The organism is Sphingomonas faeni (assembly GCF_023195535.1).
Taxonomy (GTDB): Bacteria; Pseudomonadota; Alphaproteobacteria; order Sphingomonadales; family Sphingomonadaceae; genus Sphingomonas; species Sphingomonas faeni_B.
This window is the reverse complement of sequence record NZ_JALPNF010000002.1, coordinates 125228-141367: the sequence shown is the minus strand read 5'-3', so window position 1 is coordinate 141367 and position 16140 is coordinate 125228. Positions and strand designations below refer to the sequence as shown.

Sequence of the window (16140 nt, the reverse complement as noted above, 5' to 3'; positions counted from 1 at the left end):
CGGGCCCATGCGATTGCGATGCTCGATCTGTAGCAACTGGGACTGGCTCCCGCATGAGGACTGGTCCGAATGTAGCCACTGCCGCCTGATGGTGCGCGACGTGGGCGAGGTTGGCGAAGTGGCCCGCGACATCGTCGCCGGGCTCGAAAGCGGTGTCGTCGATCTGGAACGCGAGCCCGCCGAGCGCTGGACGCTCGACCCGGCAGGATTGCGCAACGTGGCGTGGCGGTTCGGGTTCGAGGTCGAACCGACCGCCGTCGCGCCAAATGCGATCCGCTTCCCACACGACTACCGACCTGCACACGCGGAGGCGGTCCCTGCGCAGACCGTGCCGCACGCAATTGGCCTCGGCATCATCGCGCGTGCCGCCGACACCGCCGATCTCGTCGACATCGCAACACACTATCGCAGCGCGTTTGCCCGGATCGTCGTCCTCCTCGACGCCACAGCAGACGACGCGCGCGAACTTGCCGCACAGTTTCCGTGGGTCGAGGTCGCGCACCACCCACTCGACGGCGATTTTGCCGCACAGCGCAATCGGCTTCAGGACATGATGAAGACCCGCTGGGTGTTGCAGATCGACACCGACGAGCGCCCCGACGCTGCCTTGCTCGGTGCGCTCGGCTGGTTGGTCGCGGCGGCGGATCGCGATGGGCTGCGTTCGCTGGGACTACCACGCCGCAACCTCGTCGACGGCGTGCAATCTGCATCCTATCCGGACATCCAGTACCGCCTCAATCGCAGCGACATCCGCTTTGCCGGCCGGGTCCACGAACGCCCGGTCGTACCGTTCGTCGAAAGTTCGCTGGCGCTGGCCGGCGCGCTCGATCACCGGCTCGATGGCGAGCGGGTACGCGAGCGGACGCGGATCTACGAAGCGATGTCGACCGGCGCGGGCAGGCCCGAGGACGAGGCGTTGTTGCTCGCCCGCTTCGATCCCGTGGCGGTGCGGTAGACCGCGGCCGTCTGCGCGGCGAGCGTGTCGCGCGTGAACATCCCTGCGGCCCTGCGGCTTGCAGAGGCATAATGCGCGCGTAACACCGGGTCTTCGACCAGCCGCTGGATCTGCGTCGCGAGATCGTCTCCGGTGCAGGTCTTCGCGAGCAATCCGGCACCGCTCTCGCCAATGAACAGCCGCGCGCTCGGATCCTCCGCACAGGCGACGACCGGGCGGCCGAACATCATTGCCTCCTGATACACCAGCCCAAAGCTCTCGTACCGTGACGGCGCGACGATCACGTGCGCCGCCTCCATCAGGTCGTGCAACATGGCCTCGTCGACGCGGTGGTGGCAGGTCAACCGCGCACGCGCCGACGCCGGGATTGCGCCGACGTCTTCCGCGCGTACGCCGACGATCGTCAGCCGGAAATCACGCATCCCGGCATCCGCGCGGCGCGACAGGATACGCAGCGCCATGATCAGCGCGTCGAACCCCTTGCGGTGCTCGTCGCGCCCGACGAACAGCAGGTCTATCGGTTCGCCGAGCGGGTAGGTCGCCGCAGAGCCGCGCGCGACGATCTCGGGCGGGAGGCTGAGGCCGATCACCGCATGCCGCGCTCCTTCGCCGGGCGACGCGACGCCGTACAGCGCCGCGATCTTATCGCCGTGAAGCTGCGTGTTCGAGATCAGAGCCTTGCTGAAGCGCGCGGTGATGCGTTCCGCCAGCATCGCGGCGCGGCGATCGAACCGGTCGCGCAGGCTCGTCACGGTCTCCGCCGAAGTTGCCGCCGGGGTCGAGTTGCGCGTCACCAGGCGCGCGGGGCCGGCAAGCGCGATCGCCAGACCGGGCGCGTACCAGTTGGTCGCCTCGACGATGTCGAACGGTGCGCGGCGGTGCTCGCGCGCAACCGCTCGGCGGAACGCGAACGGCGCCACAAGATGCCCGATCCCGGCGATCTTGCGCAGGCGCGCGGGCAAGGACCCTTCGCGCAAACCGCAGCCGAACACCGAAACCCTGCCGTCGCGGCTGTCTTCGCGCCGATCCATCGTAAATACGCTGACGTCATGGCCTGCGCCCGCCAGCGACTGCGCGATCTCCCGTGCGGCGCGCGTAAGTCCGCTCTTTTCAGGGGGATACGCCCAAGTGAGTAGAGCGATCCTCACGATGCACCGTCACGCGGCAGATGGAACGCAGAATAGAACGTACTAATCTGTGTCAATACAAGGGTTTCGAGTGTCATCGGCCCGGAACTCGGCAACCCCGCGGGGGGTTCCTTGAGTGAATCGCAGATGAACGGGGGAAGGGTGTTCGTACTACATATCGCGTTACAGGGGTGTTTACGCGCAACCGACGTCGAATACGGACTCACCGCGGATACCGGCGGGCATATCCGCTATCTGCTCGATCTCGTCTCTGCCAGCGGTCGCCATCCGGCGATCGACCGGATGGAAATCGTCACCCGCGCCTTCCGGCGCATGGCCTATGCCGAATGCTATGCCGAGCCGATCGAGACGATCGACGGCACCACGCGGATCGTCCGCCTGCCGACCGCATCCGATGCATATCTTGTCAAGGAAGACCTGTGGACCGAGCATGACAGCCTCGTCGAGGCCCTCATCGCGCACATCGCCACGCTCGACCAAGTGCCCGATGTCATGCATGCACATTATGCCGATGCCGGGCTGATCGCAGCGCGTGTCTCGGCGCGTACCGGCATACCCTATGTCTTCACCGCGCACTCGCTGGGGCGCGTGAAGCTGGCCGCGTTCGACCGCGACTGTACGGAGACCGCCGGTCTTGATCGCCGGATCGCGATCGAGGAAGAGGCGATCGCCGCCGCCGCCGCGATCATCGCGTCGTCGCGCGACGAGGCCGAGGTCCAGTACGCGGATTATGCGAACTACGATCCCGGCAGGATCCGCGTGTTCGCGCCCGGCAGCGACCTGAAGCAGTTCGCGAACTGCCGCACCGACGCGCGCGTCGATGCGTTGATCGACCGGTTCCTCGACGATCCTTCCAAGCCGGTGATCCTCGCCATCGCGCGTCCTGTGACCAAGAAGAACCTCGCCGCGCTCGTCCACGCTTATGGCCGCTCGCCCGCGTTGCGGGCCGCGGCGAACCTTGTAATTCTGGCGGGTACGCGCGACGACAGTGCGACGCTTGAGCCGGAGATCCGCGACAACATCGCCGAACTGCTGCAATTGATTGACCGCTACGACCTGTACGGCAAGGTCGCCTATCCGAAGCAGCACCGTCCCGACGATATTGCTGCGGTGTATGCCTACGCGCGCACCCGACGCGGTATCTTCGTCAATCCGGCGCTCAACGAACCGTTCGGTCTGACCCTGCTCGAAGCGGCGGCGAGCGGCCTGCCGGTGGTCGCGACCGACAGCGGTGGTCCGAACGACATCGTCGAGACATGCGGCAACGGCATCCTCGTCGATCCGCGCTCGTCGACCGCGATTACCGATGCGATCCTCAAGATCCTCGACGATCTCGCGCTCTGGTCGCGCTATTCGGCGGCGGGATCGGTCGCGATCCGGGCGTATGATTGGGACCGTCACGTACAGCTTTACGTGGGCCTGCTTGATGAGGTCGTCGGCACCGCCGCGCTGCCGGTCGCCGAGCGCGAACCGGCATTGCTGCTGGTGTCGGATATCGACGGAACGCTCATCGGCTGCGCGCAAGGCGTCGGCGATTTCGCGGCATGGCACGCGGCGCAGACCGACGTCGCGTTCGCGATCGCCACCGGGCGGAGCTTTCATAGCGCGATGGCGGTGCTTGGCCAGCATGACGCGCCAAGGCCGGCGATCCTGATCACGTCGGTTGGTTCGGAGATCTATTACCGGACGGTGCGCGGGGCGGTGTACGACCGCGATACCGAGTGGGACGGCATCATCGCAGCGGGCTGGGATCGCGAGGCGGTCGCCGCGCTGATCGGGCAACATGCCGGCCTGACCCCGCAAAGTCCGCTCGAGCAACGCCGGTTCAAGCTCAGCTATTTCGCGGACGGCGACGTGGCGGCGGCGGAGCGCGTGCGCGCGCTACTTGCGGAACACGGTCATAGCTGTTCGATCATCCATAGCCATGGCCGCTATCTCGACGTGCTGCCGCATGCTGCGTCGAAGGGCACTGCTGTCGAGCATGTCCGTCGCCGCCTCGGCCTCGAACCGCGCCAGGTGATCGTCGCGGGTGATAGCGGCAACGATATCGAGATGCTGCGCTCGTCGCGCCACGCGATCATCGTCGGCAATTACTCGGATGGCCTTGGCACGCGTGCCGACCTCGCGCATGGCTATGTCGCGGTCGGCCATCACGCGCGCGGGGTGATCGAAGGCGTGGCGTATTTCCGCTCCGCGGCCGAACAGTCGGAGCCGCTGGCCGCGGTACGGAAGCGGGCCTCGTGAGCGTCAGCGTCCTCACGCTCGTCCGCGGGCGTCGCGCGCATCTGGCGAACCTGATTGCCGGGTTGAACGCGTCGCGGCGCAAGCCCGACGAACTGGTGATCGCCTATATGCAGCCGGCGGCGCATATCGATCTAACCTCGACCGACTTTCCGATCCGGGAGGTGTTCGTATCAGGCGACGCGATGCCACTTGCCGCGGCGCGCAATCGTGCCGCGGCCGCGGCGTCGGGCAAGCAACTTATCTTCCTCGACGTCGATTGCGTGCCATCACCGACTCTGGTCGAACGCTATGTCGAGACGGGATCCGAGCCAGGCGGCATTCGGTTGGGAGAGGTTCTGTATCTTCCTGCTGGTGTCATCGCGGACGGTATCGATTTCGCTGCGCTCGACCGGATCGGCATGCGCCACCCCGACAAGCCGCCGATCGCTATCGACGAGATCCGTCCGACGCCGAGCCATGGCGAACTTTGGGGCTTGTCGTTTGGGATTTCCGCCGCGGATTGGACGCGAGCCGGGGGGATGGACGAACGCTATGTCGGCTATGGCGGGGAGGAGACGGACTTCGCCGCGAGACTGGAGCGCGCGGGCGTCGCGATGTGGTGGGTTGGAGGCGCGCGCGCGTATCATCAGCACCACATCGTCCACACGCCGGCCTATCAGCATTTCGACGCGATCATCCGAAATGCGCGCCTGTTTCGTGCGACATGGGGGCGGTGGTGCATGCAATATTGGCTCGAGCAGTTCGCGGAGAATGGTTTGATCGCATGGGATGCGGATACGATCACGGCCTTGCGACCGCCGACCGAGGCGGAAGTGATTGCGTCGAAGATGCCACCGGAGACGCTGTTCAGCTGAGGCCAGGTGCCTGCCCGACTTACCCGTGTAGGTCGTCAATATTCTTCCGACGGGGCTGGCGCCGGGACGCGCTTATCCCGTCGCCCACAGCGAAACCGCCAGTCCTTCCAGATACTCCGCCGCCACCTTTGCCGCGTCGTCGTCGTAAAGTCCGGCAAGTGCCGCCGGATCGAGTGCCTTGGCGGCATCGAGGATCCCGCGCCATGGTGCCAGCGCGCCTGGCCACGCCGGAAGCGCAACCGCCGCACCCAGTTCCGCAAGTCGCTCTGCCTTGCGCGTCTGCTCACCGAAATACCGCCATTCGGGCGCACAGACATAAGGCCGCCCGACGCGCGCGATCTCGTGCACCGTGTTGTCGCCCGCCGACGCGATCACCACGTCCGCCGCGGCGATGTGGTCGGTCACGCCGGATACCCAGCCTAGCTCGACCAGATTGCCGAAATCGGTCTCGTGTCCCTCGCGGTGGACTGGTCCCAGCACCAGCCACAGCGCATCCGGCACCGCCCGCGCCGCCATCGTCAGCGGCGCATACGGCGTGCCTGCGCCACCGCCGCCGGTGAGTACGACGATAATCTCCTGGTTCGGATCAAGCCCGAGTTTCGCACGCGCTTCGGCCTTGGTCGGGACCGGATCGCCGGTCGTGCAAAGGCCGCCTGCGTAGCATGTCTTTGCGCGCACCCAGTCGGGGGTGTCGCCTTGCTCAAGCGCTTCGCCGAACGGTGCGAGCAGGCCGACGCTCGCCTGATAGGCGCCGAGATGCCCCGGATCGAGCCGGTCGCCGTGCATCCGGATGCTGATCGCCGGGACGCTGGCGATCCGCGCGAGCAACGCGATCTCTGCGGAGACGTCGACCACGAACAGCGCCGGATCGACGTCGTCGAGATGGTCGATGATCGTCCGCATCGTCGCCCGCGTCTTCGCCACCCCGAGCGGGACGCAGTGCATCACCTCGGGCGTGGCCTGTGCGAACAGGCCGGGCGTCGGCACCGGCGCACCGATCATGTCGGGCAGCGCCGCGATCGTAATCGGCCGCTCGAACCCGTCGAACAGCGACGGCTTGGCGGTCAGGATCGTCACCATGCGCTCGGGCGGCAGTTCGCGGATGATCGCCATCGCGCGGTTCGCATGTCCGCGGCCCTGGTGATGGATGAAGAACGTGATCGGCTGGCTCATGCCGGTTGCTGTACCGGAGCCGTGCGCGAAGGCGATTGATGTCGATCAGCATAGTCGGCGCTTAACCCGAACAAGGCCTCGACCTCGGGATCGAGCCATGCGGCGATGTGCGCGGCATCCTCGGCCGCCAGATCGGGATACGCGGTCGGCACATAGGGCGCATGGCCCTGTCCCTTGTAGCTGGTGATCGGCACGTAGGGCGCGCGCCGCTCCAGACCGGCCGCCGCCGCCAGCGCCGTCACGAACGCCGCCGGATCGCGCGCGAACGCATCGTAACCCAGCAGCGCGACGTTGTGCGCGCGGTTGGTCAGCGACGACCAATGGCGCAGCTTGGCGGTTCGCTTGGCGATGCAGTTTGCGAACCGTTCGCCGGTCTCGGGATCGCGCTCGTGCAGCATCTCCTCGCCGTGCATCGGGTGTCCGGGCTCGATATGCCCGAAATGATCGTCCCAATAACTGTGCCAGTCGCTGCGGATGAACGCGTCGAACGGCTTGGCCTTCAGTTCGGGATGCGCATGCCAAGGCTGGCGGTGCAGGCTGCGCGCCCAGTCATACGCATCGCGCGCCACGATCAGCACCAGCGTATCCTTCACGAACAGCGTTTGCGGCGGCACGAACCAATGCTTGAACCCGAACGCCTCGGTGATCGCGACGCCAGGCAGGTTCGCCTCGATCGCGCGCGTGACGAGGTTGGTCCCGCTGCACCGCTGGCCATAAATCTGGACCCGCGCGATGGGTGTTTCCCCGCGCTTCACGATCCGCAATCCTGGCAAAGGTTGCAACCAGTCCAGGGACTTGGCGGGGCGGGGTGCGGGAATTGACATGACCGATTGCCGCTAGCGTCGGTCGGGACGGCGTACAACCAACTACCGAGCAACTACCGGATCTGGCAGGCGATGCGATCAGGACCTTGGGCAGGACTTGGAGCCATTGCCACGACCGCGGTATCGTCGGGCCGACGAGTGCGGCGGGCGATCGACCGCCACGCGACGATCACGCCGACAGCGAGCACCAAGACCGCGCCGGCAATGAAGGCAAGGTAGAAACATGGCGCACGCCACGGTGAGGCGGCTGTTCCGACCGGATCGTCGAGGTCGGGCTCCGGATAAATGGGCGTTCCGACTGCGCTCTCGGTAACCGGGACCTGTGCGAGCCAAGGCGAGCCGAACCCGTATTCGGCTCCGCGCGCCAAGGACTTGGCTGCAATCACGGTCATCACGTGCCTCCTTCGCTCGGTCTTTGCCGGGGCAGCGCGCGACTCGGGTTAGGCCGCGCGTTGTCCGCTGCGATCCTTATGGCGGACAAGTGTTGCAGGGCCGCGTCATGTTGAGCGATCCTGCTGTCGCTATTAGCCGGTCCGGTTGCGGCTGGGTCGGTTGGGCCTCGGAGATGTCGGCAGGCGGGGCGGGGGTCAGCGTGGCCTGAGCCAGTCGCGTAGAACTGCAGTGACCTCGCCGGGGCGTTCGAGCGGAGACAGGTGGCCGCAACCGCGCAGCAGATGGAAGCGTGCGCCCGGAATCCGCAAGCTCAGCGACAGCGCGTCGTCGGGGGTGCAGATCCGGTCGCGATCGCCGACCGCGACCAGCGTAGGCACGTGGATCGCGGCGATCGCCTCGCTGATGTCGGGCCGGGCTAGCAGCGCGCGTTGCTGGCGTTCGAACACCACGGGCCCGACGCGGTCGGCCATCGCCTGCGCGGGACCGCTGACGATCGCGCTGAGCAGCGGATCGGCGTGCGGTGCGGTGGCGAGCATGCCTTGCCCTGCGACGGTACGCGGACGGACGTCCATCGACCCGCGCGTCCCGAACAGCGCGATCCGCTCGATCCGGTCGGGGGCCTGGCGGACCATCTCCATCGCGACGTAGCCGCCGAGGCTGACGCCGGCGACCGCGAACCGCGGCGGTGCGGCGGCGAGCACCCGCGCGGCCATCGCCGACAGCGTATCGTCCTGCGACAGGTCGCCGAACTCGACCTGCGCGACGGCGGCGAGGTCGACGATCTGCCGTGCCCATAATTGCCCGTCGCAGCCCATCGCGGGGAGCAGCATCAACGGTGTACGCGGTCGGACCATGCGAAATCTCCGGTAGCGGCGGGTTGCGGGGATGCTCACGTCAGGCGACGAACGGGAAGGCGAGCGCGATCATCCCGACCAGCGTCATCACAGTGCAGACGGCGATGGCCGGCACGAGCGTGAAGCGCTGGTGATCGGCGAGGTCGATGCCGACCAGGCTGACCAGCAGATAGGTCGACGGCACCAGCGGGCTGAGCAGGTGAACCGGCTGGCCCATCAGCGACGCGCGCGCGATCGCTTCGGGGGCGACGCCGTAATGCGCGCCGGCCTCCGCCAGGATCGGCAGCATTCCGAAATAGAACGCGTCGTTCGAGATGAAGAAGGTGGCCGGCATGCTCAGCACTGCGGTGATCGGCGCCATGTACGGCCCGAGCGCGGGCGGGATTACGCCGACGACGGCCTTGCTCATTGCCTCGACCATGCCGGTGCCGCCGAGGATCCCGGTGAAGATACCTGCCGCGAAGATCAGTGACACCACCGCCAGCACGTTGCCGGCATGGGCGGAGATGCGCTCCTTCTGGTCGGCGACGCCGGGATAGTTGACGATCATCGCGATCGCGAACGCCAGCATCATCAGCACCGACAGCGGCAGGATGCCCCAGACCAGCAACGTCAGCAGCGTGACGACGAGCGCGGCGTTGAACCAGATTAGCTTGGGACGACGTGCTTCGGGATATTGCGAGACGGCCATGCCGGTGAACTCGATGTCTGCGGTAATGCCCGCTTCACGCATCCGGACGCGCTCCTTACGCCCGAAATACACGGCGAGGCCGATCAGGAAGGCGAGCCCCGCGATCATGCCGGGGATCAACGGCAGGAACAGCGTGGCGGGGTCAAATTTCAGTGCACTCGCTGCGCGCGCGGTCGGCCCGCCCCACGGCGTCAGGTTCATGATCCCGCTCGTCGTCATCAACAGGCAGACCAGGTACAGCCGGTTCATGTTGAAGCGCTTGTAGAGCGGCAGCAGCGCGGCGATCGTGATGATGTAGGTGGTCGAGCCGTCGCCATCGAGGCTGACGAGCGCACACAGCACGACCGTGCCGATCAGGATGCGCATCGGATCGCCGTGGACCATCCGGATCAGCCGTCCGACCAGCGGATCGAAGAGCCCCGTGTCGGTCATCGTCGAGAAGAACAGGATCGCGAACAGCAGCATGACGCCGGTCGGCGCGAGGTTCTTGATGCCGTCGATCATCATCGGGCCGAGGCCCGCGGCCTCGCCCGCGAACACGCCGAAGAGCGACGGGATCACGATGAGCGCGACCAGCGGCGTCATCTTCTTGGTCATGATCAACGTCATGAACGTGGCCACCATCAGGAAGCCGAGCAGGGCAAGGTTCATCGCATCGTCCTAGGAAAGGGCGTGAAAAAGGGGGGTGGGGGCGGTGGCAGGCGCTGTCGCCATCGCCATCGCCATCGCCGTCGTGGACGTCGTCGCGGACGCCATCGCGGACGTCGTCACAAACACGCCGTCATCCTGACGAAAGTCAGGACCCAGGATTACAGGGTGCAGTGCTGCGTGGCTCTGGGTCCTGACTTTCGTCAGGATGACGGAGCGTTGGGGGCGGGTCGCCGTGGCAGAGCACATTCCGGCCAGCATCAGAACGTCACGCCGACACGGGCGCTCACCGTCTGGCCGCTGTCGTTGCCGACATAGTCGCCGGCGCGGTTGTCGGTGTTCCACTGGATTGCGTTCACCTGGAAGCGGGTGAAGCTGTTGAGGTACCAGTTGACGCCTACAGTCGCCGCCCAACCGTCGCCGCCAGTCAGCAGATTGTCAAAATCGAGGCTTTCGTAGCGCGCGGTCAGTTCGATCGCGCCGACACCGCCGTCGAACGTGGGCTTCAACACCTTGGGCTGGCCGAAGCTGCCGAGCCGCGGATTGTACGGCGGCAGGTCGCCGGTCAGGAACAGCCCGCCCGAGACGCTCCACGCCTTGCTGACGAAATCGGGACGCCCGCCGTCGAGCCGCGCGTTACGGCGGCCCGCTTCGCCCATCACCCACAACGGCCCGCGATAGCCGCCGAGCTCGACGCCGTAGCCGGTCGTGCCGGTGCCGCCGATCAACGGCCCGGTCGACACGCGGAGCGCACCGTTGAAGCGGCCGCCGATCACGGTGTTGCGCGTCAGCGTGCCGGCCACGGACGACAGCGATTCGTCGAAGCCCCAAGCGCCGATGTGGAGCACGCCGGTATCGGACTTGATCGGGTTCCAGTGGGCGCGGCCGAGCACCGTGCGGCTGTCGCCGACCGTCTGCGTGCCGTCGATCCGGTCGCCGGTTACCGTCACCGACGCGTGGCCGGTCTTCCAGAAGATGCGCGGCATCACGCCGATGCCGTAGAAGCCACGCTGTGGGATGATCGCAGTCGAGACGGTGGAGCGTTCGAGGAACGGCGTCGAATCCGAGCCCGTCGAGCCCTCGAAGCTGCGGTCGTTGAACAGGTGACCGGCGCGGACGTCGTAATCGAGGCCGGGCTTGATCTTGTTGCGCCAGCCGACGAACGCGGTGACGACGTCGACCTCGTTCTCCGAGAAGTCGCTCTCGAACTGGTAGAAGAAATGCGTGCCGACGCCGCCTTCGAGCCCGAGGCGCAACGCGCGCATGCCCGTCGTGGTGATGTTGCGACCGTCGTATTTGGAGCCGAAGCTGGAGCTGACGTCGGTCAGGATGCGGCCGCGCGGCTTGAACGTGTAGACGCCGTCCGCCGAGTGGAAAACGGGCAGGCCGGCGCCCCATTCGGTGGTCACGCCCGATGGATTGTCGCGCGCGGCGACCGCCTGCGCGACGCTGCGATCGGCCGGGCCAGGGGGCGCGAGCTGCGGCGCGAACGGCACCGTGCGGCGCGGTTCGGTGGTCTGCGCGACCGCCTGCGGTGCTGGCTGCAACGGCGCGACCGGAGCGGATGCTTGCGCGACGGCGGCGTTGTTCTCCAGCCGGTCCAGCCGCGACTTCAGCGCGGCGATCTCGGCAGCCTGCGCTCGTACGAGCGCGGCGAGGTCTGCGTCGCTCGGAGTCTGCGCGAGTGCCGGGGTTGCTGCAATCAAGGCGAGTGCGGCGCACCCGGTACGGAAGAGAGTCATTTTTGGGCTCCGGTGGCGAGAATCGCGGTCCAGTCGCGCAGGAAACGCTGGCGCTTGACGCGGTCGAGGTTGACGAGAAGTTGCGGGCCCACGCGGATCGGCCGGGCCTGCGCGGTGGGAAGGCGGCGGGCGGAAACGTCGGTGCGGACCGGCCACAGGCTGCGCTTGGCGAGCAGCGACTGGCCCTCGCGCGACAGCAGGAAATCGAGGAACAGCTTGGCAGCCGCCGGGTGCGCCGCCTCGCGCGCGATGAACGCGATCCGCGACGTGACGATCGTGTAGTCCTGGAGGAACGCGACGCCGATCCGCGGGTCGGTCCGCGCACGTTCCAGCGCGTAGGAGCCGATGACGTTGTACGCGATCGCCTGCCGCCCCTCGGCGACCCCGCGCAGCATCGGCTCGCTGGTCTGCGACAGCACGGGCTTGGTCGCGGCGATCGCCTCCAGCAACGAGCGTGTGTCGCGCGTGATGGCTAGGTCCTCCGTCAGGTACAGATAGCCGACATTGGAGCGCGCCGGGTCGAACGTCGTGACGCGGCCGGTCAGCGTTGCCGCGTTCCGCCGCAGCCAGGTTTCCAGCGCGGCATGCGTGCGTGGCACCTGTACAGGCGGCACCAGACGCTTGTTATAGACCATCCCGATCGGCTCCGCGGTGACGCCGAAGCCAATGTTCTTCCACAGCGACACCGGCGGCAGCGCGGGCTTTTCGGGGCTCGCATAGCCCTGCGCGAAGCCGTCGTTGATCAGCTTGACCTGCAGGTCCATCGCCGACGACCAGACGAGATCGGCGGAGAGTTTCCTGGCGCGCGTCTCGGTGACGAAGCGGCGATACATCTCGGTCGAGCCGAGGTCCGCGTACAGCACGGTGATCCCCGGAAAGCGCTTCCGGAACGCCGCGACGACCGGCAGCAACTCGGCGCGATCGGCATTGCCGTAGATTCGCACCTGTCGCTCGGCGCGCGCCTCGTCGATCAGCTGGTCGTAGGATCGCGGATAGCCGGCCGGGCGTTGCGCCACGACGGCGGTCGCGGTGAAGCTCGTAGCCAGCAATGCGATCTTCAGAAAAATTCGTGCCATCATCACTCTCCTCGCCTTCCGTCTCTGTGTTCGGATAGACTGCAGGGGTGGAGTACGAATTGAAGCTGTCACCAACCTTTCACGGGTTTCGATGCGCATCCTGGTGATCGAGGACGACGCCGCGCTCGCGCGCAGCATCGGCGCGTTGCTGCGCGCGGGTGGCAATGCGGTCGATCACGTGGCGACCGGCGAGGACGCGCTGTCGGTGGTCGCGGGGGAGCCCTATGCGCTGGTAATCCTCGACGTCGGCCTGCCCGGCATCGACGGTTTCGCCGTGCTGGAGACATTGCGGCGGCGTGGCGAACGTGTCCCCGTACTGATGCTGACTGCGCGCGATGCGCTCGACGACCGGGTGCGCGGGCTCGATCTCGGCGCCGACGACTATCTGCGCAAACCGTTCGAGCCCGAGGAACTGGAGGCGCGGGTGCGCGCACTCGGGCGGCGGCGGGGTGGCGATCCGCTGCCGGTGCTCAGCGTCGGTACGCTGACGATCAACCGCTCGACCGGCGATGCCGACATCGCAGGCCGCGCGCTAGACCTGCGCCGCCGCGAGCGCGCGGTGCTGGAGGCGCTCGCGACGCGCGCAGGCCGCGTGGTGCCCCGCGCGTTGCTGATCGGCGAGGTGTTCGGGTTCGACGAGCCGGTCGGCGACAATGCGATCGAGGTCCATGTCACCCGCCTGCGGACCAAGCTCGCGCCGGACGGCCCGGGCATCCGCACAGTCCGCGGCGTCGGCTACATGCTCGATGCCGGCTGAGACCGTAGCTACCGATCGGGGTACGCCAGCGCTGCGCACCCGGCTGCTGGTTGCGGTGCTCGGACCGTTGCTGGCGGCGGCGATCCTGATCGGCGTGGTCGGCGCTACGCTGATCGCCGACGTCGTCCGCCGCACCAACGACCGCGTGCTCGGCGGGGCGCTAGGCGCGATCGCGGAGACGGTGCAGGTCGAGCGCGGCGAGGTGACGCTCGACCTGCCCGCCGCCGCGTTCGGGATGCTGGAGAACACCGAGCGCGACAACGTCTATTACCGCGTGGCCGTGGGGAACGACCTGCTGACCGGCTATGCGGACTTGCCCGCGCCCGATCCCGCGACGCTCGCGATCGACGTGCCGCGCTATCGTTTCGCGCGCTACCGCGACCAGAAGATCCGCATCGCCGAAGTCCGCCGCTCGCTCCCGCGGATCGACAAGCCCGTCATCGTCCAGATCGCCGAGACGCTCGACAACCGCGGTGCGCTCACCCGCCGGCTGATGCTCGCGTTGCTGATCGGCGAATGCGTTCTCGTCGGGGCCGCCGCACTGCTGCTCAGGCCTGCGCTCGGCTGGTCATTGCGACCACTGGCCAGACTACGCGGCGCGGTGGAGGCCCGAGACGAGCGCGCGCGCCCCGATTTCTCGCCGCTCGACACGGGGCCGCTCCCCAGCGAACTCCGCCCGCTCGCCGGTGCGTTCGACCGGCTTCTGGCGCAGCTCGACACCGCCACGGTCGGCGTCCGCCGCTTCACCGCCGACGCCTCGCACCAGATGCGCACGCCGTTGTCGGTGCTGAAGGTCCAGGTCGCCCTCGCTCGCCGCGGCTCCGACGCCGAACGCCGCGAGGCGCTCGACGAGATCGCCGACGTCGCGGTCCGGCTCGAACGTCTGGTAACGCAGTTGCTCGCGCTGGCGCGTGCGGAGGAGGCCGGCGTATCCGCCCCGCTCGAGGCGGTTGACCTGCGTGAAGTCGCGAGCGCGGTCATCGCCCGCCAGATCAACACCGCGATCCGTGCGGGCGTCGACCTCGTGCTCGAGAGCGACGACGATCGCCGCTACGTCGTGGCGGGCCATCGGACCCTGGTATTCGAGATCGTCTCGAACCTGATCGACAACGGTATCCGCTACAATCGCGAGGGTGGGACGGTGTGGATCGCGCTGCGCGACACACCGGACGGACTGGCGATCGTCGTCGCCGACGATGGGCCGGGGATCGCGCCCGAGCACCGGGAAAAAGCCTTTGGCCGCTTCGTCCGCCTCGGTACCGCGACCGGGGTCGTCGGCAATCCCGAGGGCACCGGCCTCGGCCTGGCGATCGTAAAGTCGGCCGCGGCGCGTCTCAACGCTACCGTCGGGTTCGTCGACGCGGACCGGGGCACGGCGATCATCCTGCAATTCGCGCCATCGGACGGTACGGTTCAGGTCCCGCCGGGCAACGCATGACGTGCCCGACGGGTGCGGTTTAGCGTTCGCTTAGAGGACGCGGTTGATTAGGTTTTCGATCCGCTCCTGCTGGCCGGAGACCGGCTTCGGATCGATGCCGCGCTCGATCGCGAGGTCGGCGATCCCCGCCAAGTCGAGCCCGCCGATCGCGCCGCCGAATTCACCGTCCCAGCCGGCATAGCGCTTGGTCTTGATCGCATCGATGCGGCCGTCTTCGATCAGCTTGGCGGCGTTGAGCAGGCCCTTCGCGACGACGTCGATCGCGCCGACATGACCGTAGAACAGGTCGGCCGGGTCCATGCTCTGGCGCCGCACCTTGGCATCGAAGTTGAAGCCGCCGGTGGTGAACCCGCCCGCGCGGATGATCTCGAGATTGGCGAGCGTGAGTTCCTCGACCGAGTTCGGGAATTGATCGGTATCCCAGCCATTCTGCGGATCGCCGCGGTTGGCGTCGATCGAGCCGAAGATGCCAAGCGCCGCAGCGGTCGCGATCTCATGCTCGAACGTGTGGCTGGCGAGCGTCGCGTGGTTCGCCTCGATGTTGACCTTGACCTCGTTCTCCAAGCCATAGCGCTTGAGGAAGCCGTACACCGTCGCGGTGTCGAAGTCGTACTGGTGCTTGGTCGGCTCGAACGGCTTCGGCTCGATCAGGATCGTGCCGGTGAAGCCGATCTTGTGCTTGTGCTCGACCACCAGGCTCAGGAAACGGCCGAAATTGTCGAGCTCGCGCTTCATGTCGGTGTTGAGCAGCGTCTCGTAACCCTCGCGACCGCCCCAGAGCACGTAGTTCTGGCCACCGAGACGATGCGTCGCCTCGAGCGCATCGCGGACCTGCATCGCGCCGAACGCGAACACTTCCGGATCGGGGTTGGTCGCGCCGCCGGCGGCAAAGCGCGGGTGGCTGAACAGGTTGGCGGTGCCCCAGAGGAGTTTCCGCCCCGATGCGGCCTGGAGCTGTTCGAGATGGTCGACGGCTTCGGCGAAGAACTTGCGATGCTCGCTGATGTTGGCGGCGTCGGCCATCACGTCGACGTCGTGGAAGCAGTAATAGGGCACGTCGAGCGTCTTGAAGAACTCGAACGCGACCTCGCGCTTCATCGCGGCCGCTGCGCTGTCGTTGGCGCCGCGGTGCCACGGGCGATCGAACGTGCCGCCGCCGAACACGTCGGAGCCGGGCCAGCAGAAGGTGTGCCAGAAGCATGCGGCAAAGCGGAGGTGATCCTCCATGCGCTTGCCGAGGACCAACTTGTCCTTGTCGTAGAAGCGGTACGCCAGCTCGTTGGTGCTGTCGGGGCCCTCATATTTGATCTGGGGGATATCGGCGAAGAAGTCGGACATCAAAG

At 67.1% G+C, this 16140-nt stretch carries 14 protein-coding genes; 5 read left to right on the top strand and 9 right to left on the bottom strand.

The genetic code is table 11. The features are described 5' to 3' along the window. The first annotated feature begins 88 nt into the window (after positions 1-88). Positions 89-955, top strand: a complete 867-nt coding sequence (locus tag SPHN_RS05065; protein WP_248521702.1) for a hypothetical protein — start codon at positions 89-91, stop codon at positions 953-955. Here SPHN_RS05065 and SPHN_RS18500 read toward each other — a convergent pair. Further along, a complete protein-coding gene (locus tag SPHN_RS18500) occupies positions 871-2103 on the bottom strand; it encodes a glycosyltransferase family 4 protein (RefSeq protein ID WP_248521700.1) in 1233 nt (410 codons plus the stop codon). The genes SPHN_RS05065 and SPHN_RS18500 overlap by 85 nt on opposite strands. A 141-nt stretch (positions 2104-2244) precedes the next feature. Between SPHN_RS18500 and SPHN_RS05055 the strand changes: the two genes are divergently transcribed. After that, positions 2245-4347 carry an HAD-IIB family hydrolase gene (locus SPHN_RS05055; RefSeq protein WP_248521698.1) on the top strand — a complete coding sequence of 701 codons (2103 nt, stop codon included), beginning with the start codon at positions 2245-2247 and terminating at the stop codon, positions 4345-4347. Beyond that, positions 4344-5201 carry a glycosyltransferase family 2 protein gene (locus SPHN_RS05050; RefSeq protein WP_248521696.1) on the top strand — a complete coding sequence of 286 codons (858 nt, stop codon included), beginning with the start codon at positions 4344-4346 and terminating at the stop codon, positions 5199-5201. Before SPHN_RS05055 ends, SPHN_RS05050 begins: the two co-directional genes overlap by 4 nt. 72 nt (positions 5202-5273) lie before the next feature. Here SPHN_RS05050 and SPHN_RS05045 read toward each other — a convergent pair whose 3' ends face one another. From SPHN_RS05045 to SPHN_RS05015, 7 genes are all read right to left on the bottom strand, one after another. Then, a complete protein-coding gene (locus SPHN_RS05045; protein ID WP_248521695.1) occupies positions 5274-6374 on the bottom strand; it encodes a glycosyltransferase in 1101 nt (366 codons plus the stop codon). Next, positions 6371-7129 (bottom strand): hypothetical protein, encoded by a 759-nt coding sequence (locus tag SPHN_RS05040; protein ID WP_248521694.1) that lies wholly within the window; start codon positions 7127-7129, stop codon positions 6371-6373. The genes SPHN_RS05045 and SPHN_RS05040 overlap by 4 nt, the downstream gene beginning before the upstream one ends. A gap of 122 nt (positions 7130-7251) precedes the next feature. Then, positions 7252-7590 (bottom strand): hypothetical protein, encoded by a 339-nt coding sequence (locus tag SPHN_RS05035; protein WP_248521693.1) that lies wholly within the window; start codon positions 7588-7590, stop codon positions 7252-7254. A 195-nt stretch (positions 7591-7785) separates the two neighbouring features. Continuing rightward, positions 7786-8445, bottom strand: coding sequence for an alpha/beta fold hydrolase (locus tag SPHN_RS05030; RefSeq protein ID WP_248521692.1), 660 nt, complete (start codon positions 8443-8445; stop codon positions 7786-7788). Between the two features lie 40 nt (positions 8446-8485). Next, positions 8486-9787 (bottom strand): CitMHS family transporter, encoded by a 1302-nt coding sequence (locus SPHN_RS05025; protein WP_248521691.1) that lies wholly within the window; start codon positions 9785-9787, stop codon positions 8486-8488. Positions 9788-10044: 257 nt separating this feature from the next. After that, positions 10045-11526 (bottom strand): OprO/OprP family phosphate-selective porin, encoded by a 1482-nt coding sequence (locus SPHN_RS05020; protein WP_248521690.1) that lies wholly within the window; start codon positions 11524-11526, stop codon positions 10045-10047. Further along, positions 11523-12602, bottom strand: a complete 1080-nt coding sequence (locus SPHN_RS05015) for an ABC transporter substrate-binding protein (RefSeq protein ID WP_248521689.1) — start codon at positions 12600-12602, stop codon at positions 11523-11525. Before SPHN_RS05015 ends, SPHN_RS05020 begins: the two co-directional genes overlap by 4 nt. A 91-nt stretch (positions 12603-12693) precedes the next feature. Between SPHN_RS05015 and SPHN_RS05010 the strand changes: the two genes are divergently transcribed. Together SPHN_RS05010 and SPHN_RS05005 are read left to right on the top strand one after the other, a co-directional pair. Continuing rightward, positions 12694-13359: a response regulator transcription factor gene (locus SPHN_RS05010; RefSeq protein ID WP_248521687.1), complete on the top strand. Its 666-nt coding sequence runs from the start codon at positions 12694-12696 to the stop codon at positions 13357-13359. Further along, entirely contained in the window at positions 13349-14797 is a 1449-nt protein-coding gene (locus SPHN_RS05005; protein ID WP_248521686.1) for a sensor histidine kinase, read from the top strand. The genes SPHN_RS05010 and SPHN_RS05005 overlap by 11 nt, the downstream gene beginning before the upstream one ends. Positions 14798-14827: 30 nt before the next feature. Here the strand turns inward: SPHN_RS05005 and xylA are convergent, their stop codons facing one another. Next, the gene (gene xylA / locus SPHN_RS05000) at positions 14828-16138 is read right to left on the bottom strand and encodes a xylose isomerase (RefSeq protein WP_349238465.1); all 1311 of its coding nucleotides are present in this window, start codon (positions 16136-16138) and stop codon (positions 14828-14830) included. Between the last annotated feature and the right edge of the window lie 2 nt (positions 16139-16140).

Coding starts and splice junctions, on each gene's coding strand:
- SPHN_RS05065 (WP_248521702.1), top strand. CDS start 89: ATGGTGCGCGACGTGGGCGAGGTTGGCGAAGTGGCCCGCGACATCGTC.
- SPHN_RS05045 (WP_248521695.1), bottom strand. CDS start 6,374: ATGAGCCAGCCGATCACGTTCTTCATCCATCACCAGGGCCGCGGACAT.
- SPHN_RS05035 (WP_248521693.1), bottom strand. CDS start 7,590: ATGACCGTGATTGCAGCCAAGTCCTTGGCGCGCGGAGCCGAATACGGG.
- SPHN_RS05030 (WP_248521692.1), bottom strand. CDS start 8,445: ATGGTCCGACCGCGTACACCGTTGATGCTGCTCCCCGCGATGGGCTGC.
- SPHN_RS05025 (WP_248521691.1), bottom strand. CDS start 9,787: ATGAACCTTGCCCTGCTCGGCTTCCTGATGGTGGCCACGTTCATGACG.
- SPHN_RS05020 (WP_248521690.1), bottom strand. CDS start 11,526: ATGACTCTCTTCCGTACCGGGTGCGCCGCACTCGCCTTGATTGCAGCA.
- SPHN_RS05015 (WP_248521689.1), bottom strand. CDS start 12,602: ATGGCACGAATTTTTCTGAAGATCGCATTGCTGGCTACGAGCTTCACC.
- SPHN_RS05010 (WP_248521687.1), top strand. CDS start 12,694: ATGCGCATCCTGGTGATCGAGGACGACGCCGCGCTCGCGCGCAGCATC.
- SPHN_RS05005 (WP_248521686.1), top strand. CDS start 13,349: ATGCCGGCTGAGACCGTAGCTACCGATCGGGGTACGCCAGCGCTGCGC.